The sequence below is a fragment of the Pseudomonas sp. SDO5522_S412 genome, from assembly GCF_054071215.1.
Window position 1 is genome coordinate 69,957 of record NZ_JBSVWQ010000004.1, and the last position, 19,449, is coordinate 89,405.

A 19,449-nucleotide genomic window follows, 5' to 3' on the forward strand; every position below is an offset into this window, starting at 1 on the left:
CAAATTCAAAGGCACACTCTTTTGTACTGCATTCTGGCGCACAGTATGTTCGACCCTGCACCCGATCCGAAAGCGCTCGCGAGCGCACGGCTGTCAAACCCGGCAACTGCTAAGCTACTCTGGCGCCAGTCATACAACGCGCAACGTATAGCGCATGGAGTGGGACTTATGGCGACCCTCAGCCCATTGATCATCTGCGAACACTGCGATTGCGTGTACGAAAAAGTCGCGCTCGCCAAACATCAGAAGACCCTTTGCACCCGCTGCGCAGGCGTACTCCAGCGTTATAACGGGCTGTCGGTGGAACAACGCCTGGCCCTGACCCTGACCGCCACCGTGCTGTGGATTTTCGCCAACTTCTACCCGGTGATGAGCATCAGCCTGCAAGGCCTGAAAAGCAGCGCCACGTTATGGGATTCGGTGGTCGCACTGGCCCAGGGCCCGATCACCTTCATCGCGCTGGTGGCGGCGATTTCCATCATCATCGCGCCGGTGTTCCAGTTGCTGCTGTTGATCTGGGTGCTGGGCTTTGCGATGAAGGGCCAACGCTCGCCGGCGTTCAAGCTGTGCATGCGCTGGCTCGAAGCGCTTCGGCCCTGGAGCATGCTCGAAGTCTGCCTGCTGGGGGCCATGGTGGCGGTGTTCAAACTCGCCGGCATGCTGGATGTTTTGCCCGGCACCGGCCTGTTTGCCCTGGCCGCCCTCAGCCTGTTGCTGATCCGCATTGCCGGGCGTGATATTCGCGACCTGTGGGACATTTTATGAGCCGTCCACCGACCGCCAGCGAGCTGAACCTGTGCCTGTGCCACAGCTGCGGCCAGGCTTGCGACGTCAGCACCGCGCCCGACGAATGCGAGCGTTGCGGCGCGCCGCTGCACCGGCGCAAGGTCCATTCGCTGACCCGTACCTGGGCCTATATGCTGACGGCGCTGGCGTTTTACGTGCCCGCCAACTTACTGCCGGTGATGAACACCTCGATGCTCGGCTCGGGCGCCGACAGCACCATCATGAGCGGCGTGCTGGAGTTCTGGCAGCACGGCGCCTGGGACATCGCCCTGATCATTTTCATCGCCAGCATCGCGGTGCCGGGTATCAAGTTCGTCGCATTGACGTTGCTGCTGGTCACCGTGCAGCGCAATAACCAGTGGGCGCGCAAGGAGCGCTCGAAGCTGTTTCGCTTCGTCGAAGTGATTGGCTACTGGTCGATGCTGGATGTGATCGTGGTGGCCTTGGTGGCCGCCCTGGTGCGGTTCCAGGCCCTGGGCACCATCGAGCCACGCCTGGGCATTCTGTTCTTTGGCCTGGTGGTGGTTTTCACCATGCTCTCGGCAATGAGTTTCGACCCGCGCCTGATCTGGGAAAACCCACACAACGAGGAGATGCCGGATGGCGTCGCAAACCACTGACAAACCGCAGCCTGCGGGCTCGCCTGCGATCAAGACGCGGCGCTTCAGCGTCTCGCTGGTGTGGATCGTGCCGATTGTCGCGGTGCTGGTGGGCATTTCGCTGGTGGTGCACAGCATCCTTCAGCAGGGGCCGAGCATTACCATTACCTTCAAGACCGGCAGCGGCCTGACCGCCAACAAGACCGACGTGAAATACCGCAACGTGGTGATCGGCCAGGTGACTGACGTGGAGTTGAGCGACGATCAGAAAAGCGTCAACGCCACGATCAAACTGTCCAAACAGGCTGAAAGCTTCACCCGTGAAGACTCGCAGTTCTGGGTGGTGCGCCCACGTATCGGCGCCGGTGGCGTTTCCGGTATCGACACGCTGCTCTCCGGGGATTACATCGGCGCCGATATCGGCCAGTCCGATACCCGCGCCAACCGGTTCACCGGCCTGGAAAACCCGCCGCCCATTACCTATGGCGAACCGGGCAAGCGCTTCACGCTGCACACCCAGGATCTGGGTTCGCTGGATATCGGCTCCCCCGTGTACTACCGCAAGATTCCCGTTGGCCAGGTGGTGGCCTATGCCCTGGACGCTGACGGCAAGGGCGTGAACATCGACGTGTTCGTGCATGCACCCAATGACGCCTACGTCACCGAGAACACCCGGTTCTGGAACGCCAGCGGGATTGATGTGAGTGTCGGCGCCAACGGGTTTGCGCTGAAAACCGAATCCTTGTCGTCCATGCTGGTGGGCGGCATCGCCTTCCTCGCCCCGCCCTACAGCCCCAACGACAAGCCGGCCGACGAAGAACACTCCTACGAACTGTTCGCCGACCAGCAAACCGCGCTGGCCCCGCCCAATGGCAAGGCGCAATACCTGAACCTGCGGTTCGACCAGGCCTTGCGCGGGCTTACGGTGGGTGCGCCAGTGGAGTTCCTGGGTATCGAATTCGGCAAAGTGGTGTCGATCAACCTGGATTTCGACGAGAAAAAACGCAGCTTCCCGGTCAACGTCGGCATCGTGATCTACCCGCAGCGCCTCGGCGAAGCCAACACCAAAATGCTCACGGTCTTGAAGCATGACCCCAACGACGAAGCCGGCGGTGTGCGCCTGATGGGCAGCTTCATCGAACACGGCCTGCGCGCCCAGGCCCGCAGCGGCAACCTGCTCACTGGCCAGCTGTATATCGCCCTGGACTTCTTCCCCAAGGCCGACAAAGTCGTGTTTGACCCGAACCTGCGCCCCGTCAGTATTCCGACCATCCCCGGCAACCTGGAACAACTGCAGGAAAAACTCGAAGGCATCGTCAACAAGATCAACCAGCTGCCGATCGAGCGAATTGCCGGCAACCTCGACGGCAGCCTGGTGGAACTGCGCAAGGGTCTCGGCCAGTTCAACGCCAAGACACTGCCGGGGGTGCAAAACACGCTGGCCGACGTGAGTAAAACCCTGCAATCCGCCAGTTCGACCCTGGCCGAGGATTCGCCGCAACGGGAACAGTTGACCCAGACCCTGGACGAACTGAGCCGCATGTCGCGCTCCCTGCGAGAGCTGTCGGACTACCTGGCACGCCATCCCGAATCGCTGATTCGCGGTCGCCCCGACAACGCCGCGCCCTCCGACCTGCAAGGGCCACCGCGCAAATGACCACAGGAGCAACCACCATGGCTTTGCCGCTGAAGATCACGCTGCTCACCGGGTTGCTGCTGCTGACGGCGTGCCGCAGTGAGCCCATTCAATTTCATACCCTGACGCCGGTGCAGCGCAGCAATGCGTCATTGGCCGCGGGGGGCGAGATCCGGATTGAAAGCATCACGGTCCCGCCACAGGTCGACCGGCCACAGATTGTCATCCGCCAGGGTGACAGCGGCGTGGCCATTCTCGAGACGCAATGGTGGGCTGCCAGCCTGGTGGATGAGTTGCGCAGCGCGCTGGTGGATCAACTCGCCAGCAGCCGGAAAAACCTGGCGGTGCGCATTGAGGTCCAGCGCTTTGACTCGATCCCCGGGCAGTACGCCCTGCTCGACGTCAAATGGCGGCTTCGCCAGACGGGCACGGACGAACGCACGCCGCTGACGTGTCGCACGGTGGTGCAGTCGCCATCCGGCCCGACCATTGACGACCTGGTGATCGCGCAGCAAAACAACGTCAAACGGTTTGCCGCGCTGCTCAGCCAGGCCGCCGACAAGTCATCGAGTGAGTGCCCCGCCGTGCGGTAAACATTGATCCAGGGGATCGAGCCATGCGCACATTCTGGAAGTGGTATCAGCAACTGCTGGAGAATGACTTCAGCACCCAGGTCTTCGACAATGTGAAGAACCTGCTGGTATGCGCGCTGTTGTTTGCTGCGGGCACCAACGCACTGGCCGGGAAACATGAGCTGTTCCTCGGCATCCTGGCGTCAAGCGTGGCCGGGTGGGGCTTGATCGTGGTCTCAAGCTTGCTGATGGTGCTGAATGTGAGCGATGGCATCCGCCGGCTCGCCAAGCTGCGTTATCACCTGGTCCTTCAGCTGCTGCTTATCCTGATCTATGTGCTGGTGGCAGCCCGCGTGGTGGAAATCGTCTGGGGCTTTCGATCCCATTGATCCAGGTTTCTACCCCAGCAATCCCATCTCCTGCGCCCGCGCCACCGCCTGTGTGCGCCGCTCAACCCCGAGCTTGCTGTTGATATGGCTGGCGTGGGTTTTCACGGTGTGCAGGGAGATAAACAGCTGATTGCTGATCTCCTGGTTTGAACAACCCTGTGCGATCAGGTGCAGCACCGCCAGTTCACGGGTGCTCAGGGTCTCCAGTGTGTGTGGGGTTTCAACTACTGCAACATCCGGCAAGAGTGCCAGCAGGCCCTGGTTCAACAGTCCATGGGGATCCCGGGAAAGCTGCTCCCGCGTCCACTCGGGATAGCGTTCCAACAGGCGCTGGAAAGGTTGCATCGCGCCACCGGCAGCCGCTTCAAGCGCGCGGGCAAACACCGGGCGGGCCTGGGCTTCCTGGCCACCGTCCAGCAGTAACAGTGCCTGCTGGGTCAGCGCCATCAGGCTGATCATCTGCCGGCCGCTGTTATGGGCCTGGCGTGCCAGTTCGTCGAGCCGTTGCAGTGAAGCCGCCGGCTGATGACGGATGGCGTCGAGTGCCGCCTGTTGCAACTCGATATGTTGCGGCAGGTGCGGGTGGAACTCCGGTGCGGCAGCGGCCTGTTCACCGTTGTAGGTTTGCCCCAGCCGCGTCAGCCAGGCATCGGCCAGGTCGGTGCGCCCCTGAGCCAGCCATAGCTCGCATTTGACCAGGGTGATCATCGCCAGATAGAAAATCGGCGGCACGTCCCAGATATGCATCAAGCGCTCGGCCTCGGCCAATTCGGCAAAGGCCACGGAGAAGTCGCCACGGCGACCTTCGAAGCTGGCGATCACACAGTGGCCGATCAACACGCTGATATCCCGACAGGCTCGCGCCTCCGTCAACCCGGCACGCAGCCGAGCGAGCCCGGCTTCAGGCTGGCAGCGCATCAGCAGCAAATAGCCTTCGTACAACGCCAGGCGCGCGCGCACTGCGTACAGCCGTTGCGGCGCCAGGCCTTGCAAACGTTGCAGGCCCTGGCGCACTTCATCCAGCGACCGCAGGATCTCGCCACGGGCCTGCAGTACACGCGCTCGGTCGTAATGGGCCAGCGCTTCGAACAATGGATTGCCGACCCGCTGCGCCAACTCCAGGGATTCGCGGTTCAGGCCGCGGGCGCGCCACAGGTCGGCGTCGACAATGGCCAGGTTGGACAGGGTCGACAGGCACATCAACCGCTGGCCATAGCGTTTGTGCGGCAGGCTTTCCAGGGCCTCGCTGCAATACGACTGGGTCAGCTCACGATCACCACGGCCCCGGGCAATAATCCCGCTGAGGGCCAGCCATTGCGCCAGCATCGACTTTTGCGCGGTGGCCGACGGGGCCGGTAAAAAACGGCTGAGGTGGCTGGCCAGTTCCTGCGCCGCATCCAGCTGGCAGGCCAGGCCCAACGCCCAGCTGTAGAGCACGATCAGGCGTGGCGTACTCATCAGCAAACTGTCGGGCAAGTCCATTTTCCAGCGCAGCAGCATGCCGACATTCTGCTCCGCCAGCAGTTGCTCTTCGGACAGGTTCTGCACCAGGTTTGCCGCCACATCCAGGTGGCCCGCACGCAGCGCCTGCTCCACTGCCTCGTCGATCAAGCCCTGGGCATTGAACCAGCGGCAGGCCCGCAGGTGCAGGCTGGCTGCCGGCAACACGGCATTGCTCGCGCGCCGGGTGCGCAGCAGGTCGGAAAACAGATGGTGATAACGGTACCAATGGCCCTGCTCGTCCAGCGGCACCAGGAATACCTGGTGGGCTTGCAGGTAGCGCAGGATTTCCGTGCTGTCGTGGGCCTCGCGCACGGCGTCGCACAGCTCGCTGCAAAAGCGCTCCTGGGACGCGGTGTCGTAGAGGAACGCCTGGACTTCCGAGGGCAGGCAGTCGATGACCTCTTCGAGCAGGTAATCGCGGATCAGCCCTTCCCCGCCGTGCAAACCCTGGGGCAGCGTACCTTCGCTGCCGGCCTCGGAAGCCGCCAGCAGCCAGAAACGCAGGCCGGCCACCCAGCCTTCGCTGCGCCGGATCAGGTTATCCAGGGCTTCACCACGCAATGAACTGCTGTGGCGATCCAGCAGCGCCAGGGATTCGCCGTGAGTCAGGCGCAGGTCCTGCTCGTGCAGTTCCAGCAAATGCCGGGACAGGCGCAGTCGGGCCAGGTGCCAGTCGGGACGCTGGCGGCTGGTGACCAGCACCAGCAGGCCGTCGGGCAGGTGATTGAGGAAAAATTGCAGGCAGCGGTCGAGTACCGGGCCCTGGGCCAGATGGTAGTCATCCAGCACCAGCAACAGCGGCGCCTGGGTCGACAGGTGCACCGTCAGTTCATCCAGCAGGCCGTCGAGCCATTCTTCAAAGGCGAAGGGTTGGTGACGCTGGCGCATTTTCAGCAGGCCCAGGGATTGGGCGCCCAACTGCGGGAAGTATTGCTGCAAGCCGTCGAGCAGGCGTTCAAGAAAACGTCCCGGGTCGTTGTCCCGGGGACTTAGCCCCAACCACAGGCTTTGCCAGTGGGCCGGCAGGCTCTGGCAGAACTCCACCGCCAGCGAACTCTTGCCGAACCCGGCCGGGGCGCTGACCAGCAACAGACGCCCGGCCAGCCCTTCGCTCAGCCGTTCGCACAGGCGCGGTCGCAACACATAGCCGTCAGGCAGTGGGGGTCGATAGAAGCGCCCTTCCAGGGTCGGAATCACCGTGCTGGCAGGCCCTTGAATTCGGGACAGATCAGTCATCGCCGGGCTCTTGTAGAAGGCTGTTGTCGGCATTGCAGATGTCCGCAGACTAGCGGTAAAAGCGGCAGCTTTGTAGATCTTTGCAACATTTGTCTGAAAAAGACTACAACAAAAAATATCCGGACTTCTTCTGTAACGACCGACACTCTGTGGCGAGGGAGCTTGCTCTCGCTGGAGTGCGCAGCGCTCCCGTTTTTGGGGCTGCTACGCATCCCTGCGGGAGCAAGCTCCCTCGCCACAGTGGTCGCGCAAAAAAAAGCCCCGAACCAGTCGGGGCTTCTTCGAGGATGCGGCCTCGTTTACAGCAAGTTAGCGAACACCATCCTGGCGCAGGGCCGCCGGGGTGAAGTCGCTGGTGGTGGCGGTGAAACCGAAGTCATAGGCCTGTTTCTCTTCGTTCTTCATGCCCAGTGCCAGGTAGCGGCCGGACTGCAGGTCGTAGAGGGTTTCGAGGGCGTACCACGGCACTTGCTTGTCGTAGTAGTTCTCGGCATGGGCTTCAGCCACGCGCCACAGCTGGCCACGACCGTCGTAGTGGTCGATGACCGCGGCTTGCCAGGTGTCTTCGTCAATGAAGAAGTCACGCTTGGCGTAAATGTGGCGCTGGCCTTCCTTCAGGGTTGCAACCACATGCCACACACGGCGCAGCTCGTAGCGCGCCAGGTCCTGGTTGATGTGGCCGGCCTTGATGATGTCGACATACTTGAGCTTCGGATCGTCGAGTTTGTAGCTGTTTTCGGCGATGTACAGTTCCTTCTTGCCTTCCAGTTTCCAGTCGTAGCGGTCCGGTGCACCGTTGAACATGTCGAGGTTGTCGGAAGTCCGCAGGCCGTCGGCGGCGGTACCCGGGCCGTCATACGATACTTGCGGCGCCCGGCGCACACGACGCTGGCCGGCGTTGTAGACCCACGCCGAACGGGGTTCTTTCACCTGGTCGAGGGTTTCGTGCACCAGCAGCACACCACCGGCCAGACGTGCCGGCGCAGTCACTTGCTGCTTGAAGTAGAACAGGATGTTGCCCGGGTTTTTCGGGTCGTAGTCCTTCATCTTGTCGCGGAACACGAACTGATCGCGGAAGTACACCAGGCTGAACGAGCCGTTGGTTTGCGGCGTGGCCTGGGTCACCAGGCGGGTCACGCTGCCGCCGCGATAGCGGGTGATGTGGTTCCAGATCACTTCAACGCCGCTTTTCGGAATCGGGAACGGTACGGCGGTTTCAAAGTTTTCCAGGCCGTTGCCGCCGGACACCAGGTTGGTGCTGGTGGCGTTTTTCTTGATGGCGGCGAACACATCAGCTGGCACCGTGGCGCCGCGATGGGTCGGGTAGACCGGCATCTTGAAGGTGTCGGGGTAGCGCTTGAACATCGCGTACTGCCCCGGCGCCAGCTTGTCCTTGTACTGCTCGACGTTCTGCGCGGTGATGGTGAATTGCGGTTGTTCGTTGGCGTATGGGTTGGCCAGGAAGCCACGGGCATCCACGGCACCGGCGTTGGTTGGCAGCGGCGACCATTTAGGGATGGTGCCGGCCGCGTTACCGGCCATTTCGGCGCCCATCGGGGTCAGGGTCGTGCCGAGCTTGGCGGCTTCATCCGCCGAGACCGCCGCCATGACGCTACCCGCCATGATCGACAGCCCCAGCACACCCACCTGCAACAGATTTTTAGTTATTTTCATGTTCTGGTTCTTCCTTAAAACATACTGCTTAAAGAGAGTGTGCTTAGAAGTTCACGCCGACGCTCAAGGCGACAAAGTCGCGGTCGTCCACGGTGCTGTAGTCGCCACCAAAGAAGTTGGTGTAGGCCAGGCTCGCGGTGTAAGTGTTCTGGTACTCGGCGTCCAGCCCGAGGCTGATCGCCTTGCGGCCTTCCTCGAAGTTACCGCCAGGGCCAGGCGAGTAACCCTTAACGTCATGGGACCAGGCCACGTTGGGTTTGAGGTTGACGCCGGCAAACACATCCGGGTATTCCCAGATCGCACGGCCACGGTAGCCCCACGAAGTTGCAGTAGTGAAGCCGTCGTTGTTGCAACTGGTGTTCAGGCCGTTGGCATTGGGAAGGCCAGCACCTTGGGCGGTAGAGTTGTTCAATGCCGCACACGCGCCGTTAGGCAGGGTACCCGGGCCAAACACCGGATCACGGCCATAGCGAACCTTGGACTTGCTCTCCAACCCGCCGACATAGGTCATACCGACTTCGCCCACCAGCGTCAGGCGGCTGGCGCCCATGACCTGGTCAAAGAAGTGGGTGAACGTGGTTTGGAGTTGAGTGATTTCCTTACGGCGATAACCATGCAAATCCTGGCCTGGTACACCGCTTAACAACGAAGCATCCTTGAGCACCGGGAAGCCCAGAGGGCGAACACCGGCAAACAGGATGTCGGTGGAGTTCAACTGCACAGGCGCGTTGGGCCGGTAGCTCAACTCGCCGCTCCATGCCGTGCCGGTAGGCAACGTGGTGGAGAAACTCAAGCCAAAGAGGTGGATGTCTTCCGGATACTCAACGAAGTATTGCGAGTTTCCCGCCACCACCAGTGCAGCTGCCTGACCCAAAGGCCTGGCTCTGTCGTAGACCGACTGAGGCGCGCCAGTTGCACTGAAAATCGGCGCACGGCTGTGGTAGTTCATGTAGTAGGCGCCGAACTCGGTGTCCAGCGGCTCAAAGTTGTAGTGCATTGCGACGCCGTATTGGCCGCCGTCACGTGCGTTACGGTTCGGACCGCGGCGCACCAGGACGCCCTCGTCATTAACGTCGACGCCCAAGGCGGCCAAGCTCGGCAAAGCGGCCGGGTTGATCGTGGAACGCTTGTTCAACACCCGCAAATTATCGTTACAGCCGGTGGTAATGATGTCGGGCTGCGAGAAAAACGTGCCGCAGTTATCGGTCACGGTCTTGTCCCAACCGATCTGATAGAAGCCTTCAGCCGACAGGTTGTCGGTCAGCGTTTGCGACACGTAGAACATGTTGACCGGAATCAGGCCCTCCTTGATCTCGGCCCCCGGACGACGGAATGCAGCCACGTCGATCGGGTTGATGGCGTTGATACCGCCACCAATGAACGTGCTCTCACCCCAGCTCACTACCTGCTTGCCCAACCGTACGGAACCCGGTTCATCACCAATCGAGTAGTTGTGGTAGACGAAGGCGTCGAGAATCTGCCCGCCGGAAGATCGGGCGCCTGTTGGGCGGTTGTTGTCGCTGATGTTCTTGAAATCGAGGTCGTCGTCTTTAAGCTTGAAGTCATACCAGTACTTGCCCCGGACAAACACGCCGGTGTCGCCGTATTTCAACTCAAGGTCATGAATGCCTTTGAAGATCTTCGAGAAGGAATCACCTTTGTCGAAGTTCAGGTGACCGTCATCCGAGGTTTGCGACAACCCCCTGCCACCGTTGTTGGCACCGATCAGGTCTTTATTGCGACCCGCCGTCGACCAACTGGCCCCGACCGACAGGGACGAGTCAAAGCTGCCTTCGATTTCACCGATGTTGAAACTGACGCCGAATGCAGGCCCGGCGAGCGTAGAGGCGAGGCTGACGGCCAAAGGCAGTTTTGCCCGGCGCCAGAACTGGTGTGCTGAGATCATCGACGCTACTCCATGTGCATTATTGTTATGGCAGTGAGTCGTTTCCAAGGGCTTGTAACGGCCGGAATACAACGATTCCAATGCCGGGCGAACACATGAACCCGCCGGGCTCACAGCACCGCACCTTGAAAAACTCTGGGATGAACTATAGCCAGCAGGGGGTACCGCTTGATCCCTCTAAAGTGTGATTTGCATCACCAACCCGTCTGCCACAGTCCTTTTCGCCATGCTGACGAAGGTCAGCGACGGAAGGATGGCTGAAAATTGGCAAATCACAAGTGAAGGCTTGGACTAGAGCGCTGCCGTGCCCGCGAGGGCACGGCAAGCAGCGTCAGAGGGTAGAGAGGAAGGTGCTGTTGTTGGCCTGCCATTCGATGATGTCGATACGGATACGTTTTTTGTCGAGCTTGCCGACACTGGTCTTGGGAATTTCCGTAACAACGGCGATCTGGCTTGGAATCGCCCACTTGCTCAGGTGGCCCAATTCCACGAATGGCTTGAGATGTTCCTTCAGCTCCTTGGCCCCTATCACATGGCCATCACGCACCACCAGCAACGCAAACGGGCGCTCACCCCACTGCGGGTCGGCAATCCCCACCACCGCTACTTCGCGTACCGCCGGGTGGCGGCTGACCAGGTCCTCAAGGGCCAGCGAGGAGATCCACTCGCCGCCGGTCTTGATCACGTCCTTGATGCGGTCGCGAATATCGATCACGCCGAAGGCATCGAGGGTGGCCACATCACCGGTGTGCATCCAGCCGCCGGCCCACAGCTCGGCGCCCTTCTGCGGCTCGTTGAAATAGCCTTCGCTGAGCCATGGCGCGCGCAGCACCAGCTCGCCCTGGGATTCACCGTCGGCGGGCAGGAAGTTGCCCTCGCCATCGATGATCGCCGCTTCCACCAATGGCCCGGGCACGCCAGCCTTGATGCGGTAAGTGGTGCGCTCGTCTTCGGTACCCGCCATCAGTTCTTCATTGAGGTGGGCGCAGGACACCAGCGGCCCGGTCTCGGACATGCCGTACGCCGCCGTCAGCTGAATACCCCGGGCCTTGGAGGCTTCATACAGCGAACGATTGAGGGCGCTGCCACCGATGACGATTTTCCAGCCGCCGAAATCCACGCCCTGCCCGGCCTTGGCGTTGAGCACCATTTGCAGGATGGTCGGCACACAATGGGAGAAGGTGACCTTCTCCTTGCGCCACAGCTCCACCAGGTATTCGGGGTCGTAGCGGCCTGGATAAACCTGCTTCAGGCCGAGCATGGTCGCCACATACGGCAGGCCCCAGGCGTGGACGTGGAACATCGGAGTGATCGGCATGTAGACGTCGTTGGTGCCCAACAGACGCACGCTGTCGACGCTGCCCATGATGGTCGCCACGCCCATGGTGTGCAGCACCAGTTGGCGGTGGGTGAAGTACACGCCCTTGGGATTGCCCGTGGTGCCGGTGGTGTAGAAGGTGGTGGCGACGGAGTTTTCGTCGAAATCCTCGAAGTCGTAGCGGGGGCTCGCCGCCGCGAGCAATGTTTCGTACTCACCCACGAGGTTGGGCAGCTCGGCGGTTTTGTCCGCGCCATCGGTGAGCAGCAGGGTTTTGTCGACGGTGGTGAGGTGGCCGGCGATGGCCTGGTAGAGCCCCACGAACTCGCTGTTGACCAGCACAAAGCGGTCCTCGGCGTGGTTCATGGTGTACAGAATCTGTTCCGGGGACAGGCGCACGTTGATGGTGTGGATTACCGCACCAATCATCGGAATGGCAAACATGCATTCCAGGTAGCGGTGGCTGTCCCAGTCCATCACGGCCACGGTATCACCGGCCTTGACCCCGGCCTCGGTCAGCACATTGGCCAGGCGGGCGACGCGCTCGATCAGGGTCGGATAGGTGTAGCGCAACTGGTCGCGGTAGACGATTTCCCGGGTCTTCTCGTAGCGTGTCCCGGACATCAACAGGCGTTTGATCAACAGCGGGTATTGGTAGGCGCCTTCGGCGGGCGGGATAACACGAGTCTGCAACATACGAATCCCTTATCTGACTGCACGGTCTTGGCTGAAACATCTGCACTGTAGAGCGCTTATGTTTCAGCCAAATCAGCCAAAGGAATGATTTGCAGAACCCAATGAATGCTAGCTTTGCGCCAGCATCCGGCTTATTTCATGCTGGTAAACGCCAGCTTCACGCCGATGGCAATCAGCACCGCGCCCATGGTGCGGTCGAACCAGTGGCCCATGCGTGCAAAACCGGCGCGTACGCGTTGCTGGCTGAACAGCATGGCCACCAGGCAAAACCAGATCGCGGTCGCCACGGCCAGGTACACGCCGTAACCGGCCTGGACCGCCAACGGCGTGTGGGGATTGATCACCACGGTGAACAGCGACAGGAAGAACAGCGTGGCCTTGGGGTTCAAGCCGTTGGTGACAAACCCTGAGGTAAACGCACCACGGGCAGTGCGCTCGCCCGCTTCCAGGTGCAGGTCTTCTTCACTGGCAGGCTTGGCCGGCTGGGCGCGCAGGGCCTTGAAGCCGATGTACAGCAGGTAGGCCGCCGCCGCCCATTTCAGCGCATTGAACAGCACGATGGACTGGGACACGATCAAGCCGATGCCCAGCAGCGAATACCCCACGTGCAGGAAAATCGCCGAACCGACGCCCAACGCCGTCCAGGTGCCGGCCCGTCGGCCATGGGTCACGCTTTCACGTACCACCACGGCGAAATCCGGGCCAGGGCTGGCCACCGCCAACAGGTGAATCAGTGCCACGGTCAAGAACTCGGTGAGGTACATGCACACTCCAGGAAGTAACTGATTATTTCATCTGATAGGCTCGGCAGATTACGCCTTCGAATCCCGCCGCAAAAGGTACAGTTGATGACGAACAATCGCCGCGCCGTCTTCCTTGATCACCCTTCCCTGGACCTCGGGGACCTGGACCTCAGCGGGTTGCAGGCACTCTTCAGCGAACTGAGCCTGCACCAGCAGACCACACCCGAAAACATTATCGAACGCCTGCAAGGCGCGCAGGTGGCCATCAGCAACAAGATCGCGCTGAATGCCGAGACCCTGGCGGCCTGCCCCGAGCTGAAGCTGATCCTGGTGACCGCCACCGGCACCAACAACGTCGACCTCGCCGCCGCCCGCGCCCACGGCGTTACCGTGAGCAATTGCCAGGGTTACGGCACGCCATCGGTGGCGCAGCATACGATCATGCTGCTGCTGAACCTGGCGACGCGCCTGAACGACTATCAACGGGATGTGCAGGCGGGGCACTGGCAACAAGCCAAGCAGTTCTGCCTGCTGGACTACCCGATCGTCGAACTGGAAGGCAAAACCCTCGGGCTGCTGGGCCATGGTGAATTGGGCGGTGCCGTTGCGCGCCTGGCTGAAGCCTTTGGCATGCGCGTGATCCTGGGTGCGATTCCAGGCCGCCCGGCCCGCGCCGATCGCGTGCCGCTGGACGAGTTGCTGGCGCAGGTCGACGCGCTGACCCTGCACTGCCCGCTCAACGAACACACCCGCGACTTTATCGGTGCCCGTGAACTCGCCTTGCTCAAGCCCGGCGCGTTTATCGTCAACACGGCCCGTGGTGGCTTGATCAACGAACAGGCCCTGGCCGATGCCTTGCGCAGTGGGCACCTGGGCGGCGCGGCGACCGATGTATTGAGCGTGGAACCGCCGGTGAACGGCAACCCGTTGCTGGCCGGCGACATCCCGCGCTTGATCGTCACCCCGCACAACGCCTGGGGCAGCCGCGAAGCCCGGCAGCGGATCGTCGGCCAATTGATCGAAAACGCTCAGGGCTTTTTCAGCGGCGCCCCGCTGCGCGTCGTCAGTTGATAAACTGCGCCCCTTTTCAAGGAGCAGACCATGGATCCGCGCAGTGAAGTACTGCTTCGCCAGGCCGAACTTTTTCAAGGCGACGTGCTGCTGGTGGGCTTGCCCGCCGACGACCTGCTGGGCCGCCTGCCCAATGCCCATGGCTGGAGCTGGCACGCCGGCGACCAGGCCGCGCTGGACGCACGTTTTGCCGAGCGCAGCCAGTTTGGTGTGAACGTGCCCGAGCGTTCGTTCGAGACCGCGGTGGTATTCCTGCCCAAGTCCAAGGACCTCACCGATTACCTGCTCAATGCCGTGGCGGCGCGTTTGCCCGGCAAGGAGTTGTACCTGGTGGGGGAGAAGAAAGGCGGCATCGAAAGCGCGGCCAAGCAACTGAACCCGTTCGGCAAACCGCGCAAGCTCGACAATGCGCGGCACTGCCAGTTGTGGCTGGTGACGGTGGCCAACGCCCCCGAGCCGGTAGAACTGGAGAGCCTGGCGCAGGTGTTCGAGGTGCCGCTGGCTGAGGGCCCGCTCAAGGTGGTAAGCCTGCCGGGCGTGTTCAGCCACGGTCGGCTGGATCGCGGTACCGCATTGCTGCTGGAGCATCTGGACAAGTTGCCGAGCGGTCACTTGCTGGATTTCGGTTGTGGCGCGGGTGTGCTCGGGGCAGCGGTCAAGCGTCGCTACCCGCATAACACGGTGACAATGCTCGACGTGGATGCCTTTGCCGCTGCCAGCAGTCGCCTGACATTGGCGGCCAATGGCCTGGAAGCCGAGGTGTTGACCGGTGATGGCATCGACGCTGCTCCGATGAATCTGAACGCGATTCTGAGCAACCCGCCGTTCCACGTCGGGGTGCACACCGATTATTTCGCCACCGAGAACCTGCTACGAAAAGCGGCCAAACATCTGGCAAAAGGCGGCGAACTTCGCTTGGTTGCGAACAGTTTCCTGAAGTATCAGCCGCTGATCGAAGAGCATCTTGGCGTGTGCGCAATCAAGGCAGAAGGTCAGGGTTTTCGCATTTACCGTGCCAAGCGCGGCTGAGATCTTTTTCCAAAAGAAGGCTTGCCGAATGGATTTTGCCTAGGCAGAATCCGCTCCGTCCTAGGGGAGTAGTCTCCCACGAGCGCCACGCTCGTCCGGCATACGTCAACATACTTGGTCAACAGGCCATGGCGTATGCGACCCAGGAGTCCGCACAGACGGACCGGGGTTTGACAAGACCTATGACACGAACACCTTACCCGGGGCGGGAAGGCTGTACGTGTCATAGCCGTGTCGACCCGCCCCTGGAACTTACCTGATGCTGGATTCTCTGCTCGTCCCTACTGCAATCGTTGCCTTGGCCGAAATTGGCGACAAGACGCAACTGCTCGCACTCATTCTCGCTGCACGCTTTCGCAAACCCTGGCCGATCATCGCCGGCATCGTTGCCGCGACCCTGGCCAACCATGCGGCCGCCGGTGCCGTGGGGGCCTGGTTCGGGAGTTTCTTCTCGGATGCGGTGCTGCACTGGATACTCGCGGCGAGCTTCTGCGCCACGGCGCTGTGGACCCTGGTGCCCGACAAGCTCGACGATGACGAAGCCAGCACTTCCCGCAAGTTCGGGCCCTTCCTGACCACGCTGATCGCATTCTTCCTCGCGGAAATCGGCGACAAGACCCAGATCGCTACCGTGATGCTCGCGGCGCAATACCCGGAACTGTGGCTGGTAATTATCGGCACGACCCTGGGCATGTTGATTGCCAACGTGCCGGTGGTGCTGGCGGGTAATTTTGCCGCGGACAAACTGCCGCTGACGCTGATTCGTCGACTGGCGGCTACGGCATTCTTCATCCTGGCCATTGTTGCGGTGTACAAGGCCATGCAGAGCAGCGGCTGGATCTAAACGCAACCCCATATGGGGGCTGGGCTTTTGAAGGAGCTAGCTTGCCTGCGACAGCATCACCTCGGTGCAACTGACACACCGAGGTGCCTGCATCGCGGGCAAGCCCGACTCCCACACAAGCCGGGCCCCCACATTCAGATTTGCATTTCAGCCTTATAAATCAGGATTTTTTCGCCTGCTGATACAACGGCATCACCTTCGGAATCGCCGCCTGCAACGAGGCGATCCGGCTGTCGGAGGCAGGGTGGGTGCTCATGAATTCAGGTGGCGAGCCTTCCGAAGCCTTGGCCATTTTGTTCCACAGGGTAATCGCCGCGTTCGGGTTGTAACCGGCACGCGCCGACAACTCCAGGCCGATCAGGTCCGCTTCGTTTTCATTGCTGCGGCTGTTGGGCAAGGTCATGCCGTAGTTGGCCACGGTATCGGCCAGCGCCAAGCTGTCCTGACCGAGGCCGAACAACGCACCGGCCCCCTGCTTCGCCATTTCGATACCGTAGGCCTTGGACATGGCTTCGCGGCCGTGCTCACGCAAGGCGTGGGCAATTTCATGGCCCATCACGGCGGCGAGTTCGTCGTCGGTCAACTTGAGATTGTCGATCAACGCGCTGTAGACAAAGATCTTGCCGCCAGGCCCGCAGTTGGCGTTCATCTCGTCACTTTTGATCAGGTTCACTTCCCACTTCCACTGCGCCGCATCCGGGCGGAAGGTGGGCGCCTGGGCGATCAGGCGGTTGGCAATCGCCTGCACGCGCTTGGCGTTGGCGCTGGTCTTGTCCACCAGGCCCTTGCCGCTGGCTTCACCCAGGGTCTGCTGGTAGGACTGCGCATACATCTGGTCGACTTCCTGGCTCGACAACATGCTGAACATGTACTGCTTGCGCTCAACGCCCACGGCGCCGCCGCTGGTGGTGTTGACCGACTGACAACCGGCGAGCAACAAAGCCGCGCCCAACGCACATACCGCCACTGTCTTTTTCATCAACCTGCTCCCTGAAAACATGGCGCGTATCGTAGTCGGCCAATTGTATCGACGCCAGATACAACAGACGTATAGCCACCTGATTTCAGATACATCCCACACTGCCGCAAAAAATTCACAAACGCTGGCAACCTTTCCATTTACGACATTCGCCCATCCGGCACAGCCATTTTGAGGTAATGGCCCTCATGTCTCCCCCGCCCGCGGCCGATATACACAAGCAGCCAATCTCCCCCTGCGTTCGGAGCCGTCATGAAGTTCAAGTCGATTCAATTTTCTGTCGCGGCACTGGCCGGGGCCATTGTCCTGAGCGTGGTGGCGGTGTTGGTGCTGTATGCCTTGTTCGCCGGGGCGCGCACCCAGGAGATGGTGCAGGAACGCACCCAGGGTCAATTCGAACAAATCATCGAGCAGCGCCTGACCGCCCTGGCGCAAACCCAGGCGACGCTGATCCAGCGCGAACTCGAAGCACCGCTGGTGACAGCCAAGGGCCTGGCCACCGCCAACGCCCTGATGGGCATGAAAGACGCCAACGGCAACCCGCAACTGGCGGTCTCCCGTGAACAACTGATCAACCTGATCCACGAAACCGTGGTGCGTAACCCGAAGATTCTTGGCGCCTATATAGGCTGGGAAGCCAACGCCATCGACCACAACGATGCTGCCTACGTCAACAGCCCGGTGGTCGGCATCGAAACCAACGGCCGCTTCCTGCCGTGGTGGTTCCGCAATGCCGACGGCAGCCTGGGCCTGGATAAACTGGCTGACGTGGCCGACCAGACCATCCTGTCCACCGGCGTGCGCGCCAGTGAGTACTACCTGTGTTCCAAGGAAAGCAAAAAGCCCTGCGCCATCGATCCGGCCCCTTATAAAGTCGGGAATGCGATGGTGATGCTCGCCTCGTTTATCGAACCAATCATGATCGACGGCACCTTTCAGGGCATCGTCGGCGCCGACCTGTCGGTGAACTTCATCTAGGAAATGCTCACCAAGGCCGATCAGAATTTGTACAACGGTGCTGGCGAGTTGGCGCTGATTTCCAGCAACGGCCGCCTGGTGGCCTACACCAAGGACGCCAGCAAGCTCGGGGAAAAGGCCAGCGACCTGCTCGACAGCAACGAGTTGGCCAACCTCGGCCAGTTGAATATCGGCGAAGTGCGCTACGACGTGGACAAGCAACACGGGCATATCGAGCTGTTCCTGCCGTTCAACATCGGCCAGACCGACGCCCGCTGGACCCTGCTCCTGCAACTGCCCCTGAGTGCGGTAATGGCCGACCTGCAGGCGATGCAGCACGACCTCGACGCCCAGCGCAAAACCGATATTTTCGGCATGGCCGTGGCCGGGCTGCTGATCGCCGGCATCGGCTTGCTGGTGATCTGGCTGGTGGGCCACGGCATTGCCCGGCCGCTCAAGCAAATGGTGGCGATGCTCAATGACATCGCCCAGGGCGAGGGCGACCTGACCCGGCGCCTGACCAGTGATCGCGCCGACGAACTGGGGGCGATTGCCAGCGGCTTCAATACATTCCTGGCCAAGTTGCAGGGGATGATTACCCAGGTGGTGAGTTCGGTGCAGAAGGTCAGCGACTCCTCGGAGCACACCGCCGACATCGCGATTCGTACCAACCAGGGCGTGCACAAGCAAATGGTCGAGATCGACCAGGTGGCTACCGCCGTGCACGAGATGACCGCGACCGCACAGGACGTGGCGCGCAACGCCACCCAGGCCGCACAGGCCGCCAGCCACGCTGATCAAGCGGCGAGCCAGGGCATGCAGATTGTGCGCGACACCTCCACCTCCATCGGCGCCCTCGCCGAGGAAATCGGCAAGGCGGTCGGTGTGGTGCAGGCGCTGGCCAAGGACAGCGAGAACATCAATGCCATCCTCACGGCGATTCGCGGGATTGCCGAGCAGACCAACCTGCTGGCGCTCAACGCGGCAATCGAAGCAGCACGGGCCGGTGAGCAAGGGCGCGGGTTTGCGGTGGTGGCCGACGAGGTGCGCAACCTGGCGCAGAAGACCCAGAAGGCTACCGAAGAAATCCAGGCCATGATCCAGCAACTGCAGCAGGGCACCCGCGACGTGGTGCGGGTGATGGAAGACAGCCAGAACCGCACCGATGAAAGCGTGCAGCACGCGGCCAAGGCGGCTCAGGCGCTGGAGACCATTACCCGGGCGGTGTCGGTGATCAACGACATGAACACCCAGATCGCCAGCGCCGCCGAGGAACAGAGCGCGGTGGCCGAGGACATTAACCGTAACGTGATCAATATCGGACAGGTGGCCAATGAAGTGGCAGGCGGAGCGGATGAGTCGAGCGCGGCCAGCGCAGACCTGACCAAGCTGGCGGAACAGCAGCGGCGGTTGATCAATCAGTTCAAGGTTTGAGTCAAGCGGCGCCCTTTCGGGCGCCTTCGCGAGCAAGCCCGCTCCCACATTTGATCGCATTCCTTCAGTTGAAATGC

General features: G+C 61.4%; 14 protein-coding genes, 1 pseudogene and 1 riboswitch. Of the genes and pseudogenes, 9 read left to right on the forward strand and 6 right to left on the reverse strand.

The annotated features are described in order from the left end of the window. Window positions 1–168 precede the first annotated feature (168 nt). From ACW9I6_RS02215 to ACW9I6_RS02235, 5 genes are read left to right on the forward strand one after another with little or no spacing between them, the layout of a single operon-like run. Window positions 169–765 (forward strand): paraquat-inducible protein A, encoded by a 597-nt coding sequence (locus tag ACW9I6_RS02215; RefSeq protein ID WP_008434242.1) that lies wholly within the window; start codon window positions 169–171, stop codon window positions 763–765. Then, complete coding sequence (locus ACW9I6_RS02220; RefSeq protein WP_003216181.1) at window positions 762–1,406, forward strand: paraquat-inducible protein A; 645 nt, start codon at window positions 762–764, stop codon at window positions 1,404–1,406. The genes ACW9I6_RS02215 and ACW9I6_RS02220 overlap by 4 nt, the downstream gene beginning before the upstream one ends. Then, window positions 1,387–3,042 carry a PqiB family protein gene (locus ACW9I6_RS02225; RefSeq protein ID WP_177020460.1) on the forward strand — a complete coding sequence of 552 codons (1,656 nt, stop codon included), beginning with the start codon at window positions 1,387–1,389 and terminating at the stop codon, window positions 3,040–3,042. The genes ACW9I6_RS02220 and ACW9I6_RS02225 overlap by 20 nt, the downstream gene beginning before the upstream one ends. A gap of 17 nt (window positions 3,043–3,059) precedes the next feature. Next, window positions 3,060–3,614: a PqiC family protein gene (locus ACW9I6_RS02230; protein WP_008434246.1), complete on the forward strand. Its 555-nt coding sequence runs from the start codon at window positions 3,060–3,062 to the stop codon at window positions 3,612–3,614. A gap of 23 nt (window positions 3,615–3,637) precedes the next feature. Then, on the forward strand, window positions 3,638–3,982 hold the full coding sequence (locus tag ACW9I6_RS02235) for a hypothetical protein (protein WP_003216175.1): 345 nt from the start codon (window positions 3,638–3,640) through the stop codon (window positions 3,980–3,982). 9 nt (window positions 3,983–3,991) lie between these two features. On the opposite strand, the gene ACW9I6_RS02240 is transcribed toward ACW9I6_RS02235, so the two are convergent. From ACW9I6_RS02240 to ACW9I6_RS02260, 5 genes are all read right to left on the reverse strand, one after another. Next, a complete protein-coding gene (locus ACW9I6_RS02240) occupies window positions 3,992–6,721 on the reverse strand; it encodes a LuxR C-terminal-related transcriptional regulator (RefSeq protein WP_457338801.1) in 2,730 nt (909 codons plus the stop codon). A 309-nt stretch (window positions 6,722–7,030) separates the two neighbouring features. Further along, window positions 7,031–8,395, reverse strand: coding sequence for a DUF1329 domain-containing protein (locus tag ACW9I6_RS02245; protein WP_003216172.1), 1,365 nt, complete (start codon window positions 8,393–8,395; stop codon window positions 7,031–7,033). Window positions 8,396–8,438: 43 nt separating this feature from the next. After that, window positions 8,439–10,301, reverse strand: coding sequence for a DUF1302 domain-containing protein (locus tag ACW9I6_RS02250; protein ID WP_003216171.1), 1,863 nt, complete (start codon window positions 10,299–10,301; stop codon window positions 8,439–8,441). Between the two features lie 331 nt (window positions 10,302–10,632). After that, a complete protein-coding gene (locus ACW9I6_RS02255; RefSeq protein WP_134327311.1) occupies window positions 10,633–12,315 on the reverse strand; it encodes a fatty acid--CoA ligase in 1,683 nt (560 codons plus the stop codon). Between the two features lie 131 nt (window positions 12,316–12,446). Next, on the reverse strand, window positions 12,447–13,079 hold the full coding sequence (locus tag ACW9I6_RS02260; RefSeq protein WP_003216169.1) for a LysE family translocator: 633 nt from the start codon (window positions 13,077–13,079) through the stop codon (window positions 12,447–12,449). A gap of 84 nt (window positions 13,080–13,163) precedes the next feature. Between ACW9I6_RS02260 and ACW9I6_RS02265 the strand changes: the two genes are divergently transcribed. The 3 genes from ACW9I6_RS02265 (at window position 13,164) to ACW9I6_RS02275 (ending at window position 16,002) form a co-directional block, all read left to right on the forward strand. Continuing rightward, the gene (locus tag ACW9I6_RS02265; protein ID WP_003216168.1) at window positions 13,164–14,129 is read left to right on the forward strand and encodes a 2-hydroxyacid dehydrogenase; all 966 of its coding nucleotides are present in this window, start codon (window positions 13,164–13,166) and stop codon (window positions 14,127–14,129) included. A gap of 30 nt (window positions 14,130–14,159) precedes the next feature. Then, window positions 14,160–15,158 carry a class I SAM-dependent methyltransferase gene (locus ACW9I6_RS02270; protein ID WP_008434258.1) on the forward strand — a complete coding sequence of 333 codons (999 nt, stop codon included), beginning with the start codon at window positions 14,160–14,162 and terminating at the stop codon, window positions 15,156–15,158. A 50-nt stretch (window positions 15,159–15,208) separates the two neighbouring features. After that, window positions 15,209–15,330: riboswitch (yybP-ykoY riboswitch) on the forward strand. 87 nt (window positions 15,331–15,417) lie between these two features. Next, window positions 15,418–16,002 carry a TMEM165/GDT1 family protein gene (locus ACW9I6_RS02275; protein ID WP_003216166.1) on the forward strand — a complete coding sequence of 195 codons (585 nt, stop codon included), beginning with the start codon at window positions 15,418–15,420 and terminating at the stop codon, window positions 16,000–16,002. A gap of 160 nt (window positions 16,003–16,162) precedes the next feature. Here ACW9I6_RS02275 and ACW9I6_RS02280 read toward each other — a convergent pair whose 3' ends face one another. Continuing rightward, complete coding sequence (locus ACW9I6_RS02280; protein ID WP_003216165.1) at window positions 16,163–16,981, reverse strand: M48 family metallopeptidase; 819 nt, start codon at window positions 16,979–16,981, stop codon at window positions 16,163–16,165. 252 nt (window positions 16,982–17,233) lie between these two features. Here ACW9I6_RS02280 and ACW9I6_RS02285 point away from each other — a divergent pair. Further along, window positions 17,234–19,372 (forward strand): annotated as a pseudogene (locus ACW9I6_RS02285) (methyl-accepting chemotaxis protein). Window positions 19,373–19,449: the final 77 nt, after the last annotated feature.

Excerpts from the sequence above, each read along its gene's own strand:
- ACW9I6_RS02225 (WP_177020460.1), top strand. The coding sequence starts at position 1,387 with ATGGCGTCGCAAACCACTGACAAACCGCAGCCTGCGGGCTCGCCTGCG.
- ACW9I6_RS02245 (WP_003216172.1), bottom strand. The coding sequence starts at position 8,395 with ATGAAAATAACTAAAAATCTGTTGCAGGTGGGTGTGCTGGGGCTGTCG.
- ACW9I6_RS02260 (WP_003216169.1), bottom strand. The coding sequence starts at position 13,079 with ATGTACCTCACCGAGTTCTTGACCGTGGCACTGATTCACCTGTTGGCG.
- ACW9I6_RS02230 (WP_008434246.1), top strand. The coding sequence starts at position 3,060 with ATGGCTTTGCCGCTGAAGATCACGCTGCTCACCGGGTTGCTGCTGCTG.
- ACW9I6_RS02220 (WP_003216181.1), top strand. The coding sequence starts at position 762 with ATGAGCCGTCCACCGACCGCCAGCGAGCTGAACCTGTGCCTGTGCCAC.
- ACW9I6_RS02270 (WP_008434258.1), top strand. The coding sequence starts at position 14,160 with ATGGATCCGCGCAGTGAAGTACTGCTTCGCCAGGCCGAACTTTTTCAA.
- ACW9I6_RS02240 (WP_457338801.1), bottom strand. The coding sequence starts at position 6,721 with ATGACTGATCTGTCCCGAATTCAAGGGCCTGCCAGCACGGTGATTCCG.
- ACW9I6_RS02280 (WP_003216165.1), bottom strand. The coding sequence starts at position 16,981 with ATGAAAAAGACAGTGGCGGTATGTGCGTTGGGCGCGGCTTTGTTGCTC.
- ACW9I6_RS02235 (WP_003216175.1), top strand. The coding sequence starts at position 3,638 with ATGCGCACATTCTGGAAGTGGTATCAGCAACTGCTGGAGAATGACTTC.
- ACW9I6_RS02250 (WP_003216171.1), bottom strand. The coding sequence starts at position 10,301 with ATGATCTCAGCACACCAGTTCTGGCGCCGGGCAAAACTGCCTTTGGCC.
- ACW9I6_RS02255 (WP_134327311.1), bottom strand. The coding sequence starts at position 12,315 with ATGTTGCAGACTCGTGTTATCCCGCCCGCCGAAGGCGCCTACCAATAC.
- ACW9I6_RS02275 (WP_003216166.1), top strand. The coding sequence starts at position 15,418 with ATGCTGGATTCTCTGCTCGTCCCTACTGCAATCGTTGCCTTGGCCGAA.
- ACW9I6_RS02215 (WP_008434242.1), top strand. The coding sequence starts at position 169 with ATGGCGACCCTCAGCCCATTGATCATCTGCGAACACTGCGATTGCGTG.
- ACW9I6_RS02265 (WP_003216168.1), top strand. The coding sequence starts at position 13,164 with ATGACGAACAATCGCCGCGCCGTCTTCCTTGATCACCCTTCCCTGGAC.